Below are 6,173 nucleotides of genomic sequence, written 5' to 3' on the forward strand. Positions count from 1 at the left end.
CGCGGGTGCAGACGTCGCCGAGGATCATCACCGTGGCGTGCTTCTTGGTCCAGCACTCACCGATATTCGGGCAAGCCGCTTCCTCGCACACGGTGTTGAGTTTCAGGTCACGCATCAGCTTGCGCGTCTCGTTAAAACCGGCGCTGGTAGGGGCTTTGACCCGGATCCAGTCAGGCTTGCGCTCACGCGGCGCGGTGCGAACAGGGGTGGGATTGTTCATGCGCCGCCCTTAGGACGGAAGCCCGTATCTTGCCACCCCCATTTTGCTTGCTATGGAAGCGCCATGACACACTTTTCAGACATGCTCGAAGGCTATGCCCGTTTCCGCGCCAATGAATGGGTTTCCGAACGCGAACAGTGGGAAAAACTTGGCGAAGGCCAGAGCCCCAAGGTGATGGTCATCGCCTGTTCCGATAGCCGTGTTGATCCCACGCAAATTTTCGACACGCGCCCCGGTGAGATTTTCGTCGTGCGCAATGTGGCCGCTCTTGTCCCGCCCTTTGAGACCACACCCGGTCGCCACGGTGTTTCGGCGGCGCTAGAATTCGCCGTGCAGTTTCTGAAGGTCGAAGAGATCCTCGTGATGGGCCATGGCTATTGCGGCGGATGCCAGGCTGCGCTTAGTCGCGCGATGGACGGAATGGAGCCCGGCGAAGGCGGTTTCATCGCAAACTGGATCAGCCTGCTCGACGATGCACAGGCAAAGGTTGCACACACGCACGGCACCAAAGGAGATGCTGCAGAGCGCGCGATGGAGATGGAAGCCGTCAAGGTCAGCCTCGCCAATTTGCGGACCTTCCCCTGCGTCCGGCAAAAGGAAAAGTCGGGCGAACTGACTTTGCACGGGGCGGTGTTCGCGATTTCGGACGGTTTGTTGCGGGTTCTCGACGAAACATCGGGCGAATTTTCTGCAGTTTAAGGACATTCAATGAAAGCGCTGCTCGCATTTCTTTTGCTCGCCACGACGCCCGAGCCGCTGCCCGAACATATCGACATCCCGAACGAGCATTCGACAGTGATCTGCCCTACCCAGGTTGCGGCGCAAACGATGCTCGATCAATATTATCGCGTCAAACCCGCACCCGATAATCACACCATCGATATTGAGCATTTCTTTGCAGGGCTACGCGCCACGGGATGTTCGCAAGATGCGGAACGGAAGGGCGTGGTCACCATCCTCGCTGCAAAATCGCGCGCGACAGTCGAACTGGCAGGCGGCAGCGAGCGGATGCTGCGTTATGAAGGCCGTGACGAGGCGGGCAAAGTCTTGGTGGGGATCGTCAGCGAAGACGGCAATAACAGCTTTCCCCGTACCGAATTGGCCCAATGGTTGTCGGTGCGCAGCAGTGATGGCTGGCTCGATGCACGTGGTGAACAATCCGGCTCCGTTTTCTATCGCTGCAGCACCCCGGACAAGGCAAAGGCCGTGGTTTCAAGCTTGAAAGGCATGGAGCAGGCAAAGGAGAGCCTGTTCAGCAAGAAACTGGCAGCATCCGCAGCCCAGCAAGGTTGCCGTCAGGCCACCGACCGCTATCTGGTGACTGCCTTGCTTGATACCGCAGGCAATGAATGCGGCTTTGAATGTTACATCGATCTCACCGCCCTTTCGGCACTTGACCGGTCTGGCATGCAAGTAGGGCTGATTTTCGACGGCTCATTGATGTGAGCATTTGCCGATGACGGGTGAAGCAGCGTTTTACAACAATCTGAATCTCAGCTTTGCGGAGGCAAGGCGCTTAATCGAAGCCGGCGCCGAAAGCAGGCACGCCGCTGCGCATCATCCCGTCGTTGCGACAATCGGTGCAGATGGCATCCCTAGCCAGCGCGTGATGATCTTGCGGCATGTCGATTGGGCAGAACGCAGATTGCGATTCCACACCGATTCCCGTTCGACCAAAATAGACGATCTGGCGAACAAAAGCGCTGCATCGGTCTTAATCTACGACCCCGAACCCAAAATCCAGTTGCGATTGTCCGGAAGCGCTATCGTGCATTGGGAAGGCGCAGCGGCCGACGCGGCATGGCGTCAATCGACCAATTTTGCGCGCCGCTGTTATCTGGCCGAACATGCACCCGGCATGGTCGTTGAACAGCCTACCTCCGGCTTGCCTGAATGGGTAGAGGGGCGGCAGCCTGACGATGCAGAAATTGCCCCGGCCCGCGACAATTTCGCAATCCTGTTATTCACGTTCGACAGTCTGGAATGGCTCTACTTGGCCAATAGCGGCCATCGCCGCGCACGCTGGCAATGGGACTCAGCGGTTGCTAACTGGCACGGGTTTTGGCTGGCCCCATAGACTTGCGCATTTTTCCAGATAGGCATCGATCATCAGCCCCTGTGCTTTGGCGGCGGTCGAAAGGTCATCCTCACGCTTCGCCTCAAAATTCACATAGGCAATGTCCGGGCGTTGCAACGCCACATAGTTGGATAGCGACCCGTCACTCTTCCCTACCCGCTCATGCCACACATTGATACCTGCCAGGTTCATCGCATTGCGACACAGGGTTTCGCCATCGCTGATGGCCTTGGTCGCGACATAGGGCAGGATCGCGTAAACATCCGGATTGTCCAACATGGCGATAGTGCGGTTGCCGAAATAGCCATCGGCACGCGCAACGATTTCGCCGCGCGAATAAGCCATCGCGTCCAGCATTGTAATATCCCCTCGCCCACCTGCACCATCGCCGCCAAAGCCATGGCTATTGGTGTGCAACGCGATCAGGGGGCGCCCCGGTTTCCAAGCGCCAAGGATAGCTTGTGTAAAAACGGGTGTGCGCTCATCGAAGTTGCGATTGGGATCACAGGCCGAAACCATCGCCGAACGTACGCCGCACAGACCATAGCCAGCCTGTCGCCGCGTGCTGGCAGGCCCCGTATTCACGGTAATGCCGACGCCTCCATATTTGTGGAGCGCCGCGATCATCGCCTCGAATGCGGCATTTTCGTCATCATGGGGTACGACCCACAAGGGCCCCTCGATATTAGCATCGCTGGCGAAACGGATCAGGTGCCAGTCGAAACCGTTTTCCGAAAAGCGGATTTCGCTGACGCTGATACCCTCCAGAAATGCGGGTTCGTCTCTGTACCGGTTGATATCATCGTCTTGCAGCACGGCCAGCATCGCCTTGTCCACTGACCGCCACTCCATCGCCTGTGCGGTTGGCGAAAAACAACTGAGTGCCAATGCAAAGAGATAGGGTGCAATACGCATGCCGACTGCTTATAGCATTGCCGATGAGATAACAGCCCCGAAGCGCGGCGCTATCGAACAGGAGGGGGAAAGTCATGATGCAACCGGGCGTGATCGCCAGCCTTTCGGTCTATTTCGCGCTGATGCTAGGCATTGGTGTTTATGCCTGGCGCAAATCGACTGCCAACAGCAGCGAATATTTGTTGAGCGGACGCCAATTGGGCCCTGCCGTCACCGCGCTAGCCGCTGGCGCTTCGGATATGTCCGGCTGGCTGATGCTCGGACTTCCCGGCGCGCTTTATGCTTCGGGTCTGGCAGAGGCATGGATCGCCATCGGCCTGTTTGTCGGTGCATTGCTCAACTGGATCATTGTCGCCCCGCGCCTTCGCGAGCAGACCGAACGCTATGGCAATGCGCTCACCATCCCTGAATTTCTCGGCAATCGTTTCAATGATGAGAAGCACCTTCTCCGCCTCACCGCCAGCATTGTGATCATCGTCTTTTTCGCGCTCTATTCGGCCTCGGGCCTCGTCGCGGGCGGCAAGCTCTTCCAAAGCGCATTCAGCGCCGATTACCAGACAGGCCTCTGGATCACTGCATCAGTCGTGGTCGCTTATGTCGTGCTCGGGGGTTTCCTCGCGGTCAGCCTTACCGACTTTGTGCAGGGTACGATCATGGCCATCGCGCTGGTTGTGGTGCCTTATATGGCGTGGCAGGGCTTGCCCGAAGGCGTGTCGGTAATGTCAGCGCTCAACAGCATTGATCCCAAAATGACCAGCCTGTTCGCGGGCACCACCGCTTTGGGCATCATCTCGACCGCTGCCTGGGGCCTTGGCTATTTCGGGCAGCCGCATATCATCGTGCGCTTCATGGCAATCCGCTCGGTCAAGGAAATGCCGATTGCGCGCAATATCTGTATGGTGTGGATGGCAATCACACTTGGCGGGGCTTTGCTAGTGGGGCTGATCGGGCGGGTTTACGCGGAAAGCAAAGGACTGACTGTTGCCGACCCCGAAACCATCTTCGTTCTGTTAGCAGGCGAATTATTTGCGCCGTTCGCAGTTGGCTTCCTGCTCGCCGCCATCCTCGCCGCGATCATGAGCACGATTTCGGCGCAGTTGCTGGTAACCGGATCGTCGCTGACCGAAGACGTCTACCGCCTGTTCATCCGCCGCGACGCCAGCGAAAAGGAAGTTGTCACCGTCGGGCGCCTGTCGGTTGTTGCTGTTGCGGCGATCGCGATGGTGCTCGCCCAAGATCCGGACAGCAGCGTGCTGAGCCTCGTCAGCAACGCATGGGCAGGCTTTGGCGCAGCTTTCGGCCCCGTCATCATCCTCGCGCTCACATGGCAGCGCATGACGCTGGCTGGCGCATTCGCCGGTATGGTGACCGGCGCGCTGGTGGTGATCGGCTGGATAGCGCTGGGGAGGAGCAGCGCGATGTATGAAATCGTACCCGGCTTTCTGGCCAGTTTTGCAACGATCATATTGGTGAGCTTGGTGACCAAGTCCAAGTAATAAGAAACCTTAGCCCTGAGCCTGTCGGTGCCGAAGGCGTTGCGTAGCAACAACGCGCGTCTCAGAAGAGGAGCAAACCTCTAGACGCCCTTCGACAGGCTCAGGGTTACGGTATACGAACTATCGCGTCATCTTCTTGTAGCTGGTCCGGTGCGGACGGGTGGCTTCTTCGCCCAGACGACGGATCTTGTCTTCTTCGTAAGATTCGAAGTTTCCTTCGAACCATTCGACATGGCTGTCCCCTTCGAACGCAAGGATGTGCGTCGCCAGACGGTCGAGGAAGAAACGGTCGTGCGAGATGACCACGGCGCAACCGGCGAAGCTTTCCAGAGCTTCTTCAAGCGCCGCGAGCGTTTCAGTGTCGAGATCGTTGGTCGGTTCGTCGAGCAGGAGGACGTTGCCACCCTCCTTCAACATCTTCGCCATATGCACGCGGTTGCGTTCACCGCCTGAAAGCTGGCCGACCTTTTTCTGCTGGTCAGTGCCCTTGAAGTTGAACGCGCCGACATAGGCGCGGGTCGGGGTTTCATGTTTGCCGACCTTCATAAAGTCAGCACCGCCCGAAATTTCTTCCCAGACATTTTTGTTGGGATCGAGCGCATCGCGGCTCTGGTCGACATAGCCCAAATGCACCGTCTCACCGATAACGATATTGCCGCTATCGGGCTCTTCCTGACCGGTGATGAGTCGGAACAGTGTCGATTTACCTGCACCATTCGGGCCGATCACGCCGACAATGCCTCCGGGCGGGATAGTGAAGGACAGGTTTTCGAACAGCAACTTGTCGCCATAGGCTTTGGTGACATTGTTGACCTCGATGACCTTGCTGCCAAGGCGTTCGGGGTTCTGGATGACGATCTGGGCCTTACCGATTGTGCGGTTTTCGGCTGCCTCGACCAACTGCTCGAAGCTCTTGATACGCGCCTTCGATTTGGTCTGGCGGGCCTTGGGTGATTGCCGGATCCACTCCAGCTCGTCCTTGATCGCTTTTTGGCGACCGGCATCTTCGCGCGCTTCCTGCTCGAGGCGCTTGGCCTTCTTTTCAAGGTAGGTCGAATAATTGCCCTCATAGGGGAAATAACGGCCACGATCGAGTTCGAGGATCCAGTTCACGACATTGTCGAGGAAGTAGCGATCGTGGGTGACGAGGATCACGTTGCCCTTATAGTCGACCAGATGTTTTTCGAGCCAAGCCACCGACTCCGCATCTAGGTGGTTGGTCGGTTCGTCGAGCAGCAGAATATCGGGCTTTTCGAGCAGCAGGCGGGTGAGCGCAACGCGGCGCTTTTCACCGCCCGACAGGTTCTCCACCGACCAGTCACCGGGCGGGCAGCGTAGCGCATCCATCGCGATTTCGAGTTGGTTGTCGAGCGTCCAGGCATCGACGGCGTCGATCTTTTCCTGCAGCGTGCCCATTTCCTCCATCAGCGCGTCGAAATCGACGTCTTCCGGCGGATCGGCCATG

Annotated in this window: 6 protein-coding genes and 1 pseudogene; 4 read left to right on the forward strand and 3 right to left on the reverse strand. The window is 57.9% G+C overall.

The genetic code is table 11. From position 1 onward, the window contains the following. Positions 1-220: pseudogene (locus PKC81_RS14145) on the reverse strand (lipoyl synthase); the annotation flags it as partial. A 63-nt stretch (positions 221-283) separates the two neighbouring features. Between PKC81_RS14145 and PKC81_RS14150 the strand changes: the two are divergent. Genes PKC81_RS14150 through PKC81_RS14160 form a run of 3 tightly spaced genes read left to right on the forward strand, consistent with a single transcriptional unit; the run spans position 284 to position 2,297 of the window. Further along, complete coding sequence (locus tag PKC81_RS14150) at positions 284-919, forward strand: carbonic anhydrase (protein ID WP_324337188.1); 636 nt, start codon at positions 284-286, stop codon at positions 917-919. 9 nt (positions 920-928) lie between these two features. Next, complete coding sequence (locus PKC81_RS14155) at positions 929-1,666, forward strand: hypothetical protein (protein WP_324337190.1); 738 nt, start codon at positions 929-931, stop codon at positions 1,664-1,666. 10 nt (positions 1,667-1,676) lie between these two features. Further along, positions 1,677-2,297, forward strand: coding sequence for a pyridoxamine 5'-phosphate oxidase family protein (locus tag PKC81_RS14160; protein ID WP_324337192.1), 621 nt, complete (start codon positions 1,677-1,679; stop codon positions 2,295-2,297). Here the strand turns inward: PKC81_RS14160 and PKC81_RS14165 are convergent. After that, positions 2,256-3,212, reverse strand: a complete 957-nt coding sequence (locus tag PKC81_RS14165; protein WP_324337194.1) for a hypothetical protein — start codon at positions 3,210-3,212, stop codon at positions 2,256-2,258. The two genes, PKC81_RS14160 and PKC81_RS14165, sit on opposite strands and share 42 nt — an antisense overlap. Positions 3,213-3,286: 74 nt before the next feature. Between PKC81_RS14165 and putP the strand changes: the two genes are divergently transcribed. Further along, entirely contained in the window at positions 3,287-4,708 is a 1,422-nt protein-coding gene (putP, locus tag PKC81_RS14170; RefSeq protein WP_324337196.1) for a sodium/proline symporter PutP, read from the forward strand. A 120-nt stretch (positions 4,709-4,828) separates the two neighbouring features. Here the strand turns inward: putP and ettA are convergent. Next, positions 4,829-6,173: energy-dependent translational throttle protein EttA (gene ettA / locus PKC81_RS14175; protein WP_324337198.1), on the reverse strand; the 1,345-nt coding region annotated here is incomplete at its 5' end.

Source organism: Sphingorhabdus sp., from assembly GCF_035329025.1.
Classification (GTDB): domain Bacteria; phylum Pseudomonadota; class Alphaproteobacteria; order Sphingomonadales; family Sphingomonadaceae; genus Sphingorhabdus_B.

Bases quoted from the DNA above. Each gene is read 5' to 3' on its own strand.
- PKC81_RS14150 (WP_324337188.1), top strand. From the start codon at position 284: ATGACACACTTTTCAGACATGCTCGAAGGCTATGCCCGTTTCCGCGCC.
- PKC81_RS14155 (WP_324337190.1), top strand. From the start codon at position 929: ATGAAAGCGCTGCTCGCATTTCTTTTGCTCGCCACGACGCCCGAGCCG.
- PKC81_RS14160 (WP_324337192.1), top strand. From the start codon at position 1,677: ATGACGGGTGAAGCAGCGTTTTACAACAATCTGAATCTCAGCTTTGCG.
- PKC81_RS14165 (WP_324337194.1), bottom strand. From the start codon at position 3,212: ATGCGTATTGCACCCTATCTCTTTGCATTGGCACTCAGTTGTTTTTCG.
- putP (WP_324337196.1), top strand. From the start codon at position 3,287: ATGATGCAACCGGGCGTGATCGCCAGCCTTTCGGTCTATTTCGCGCTG.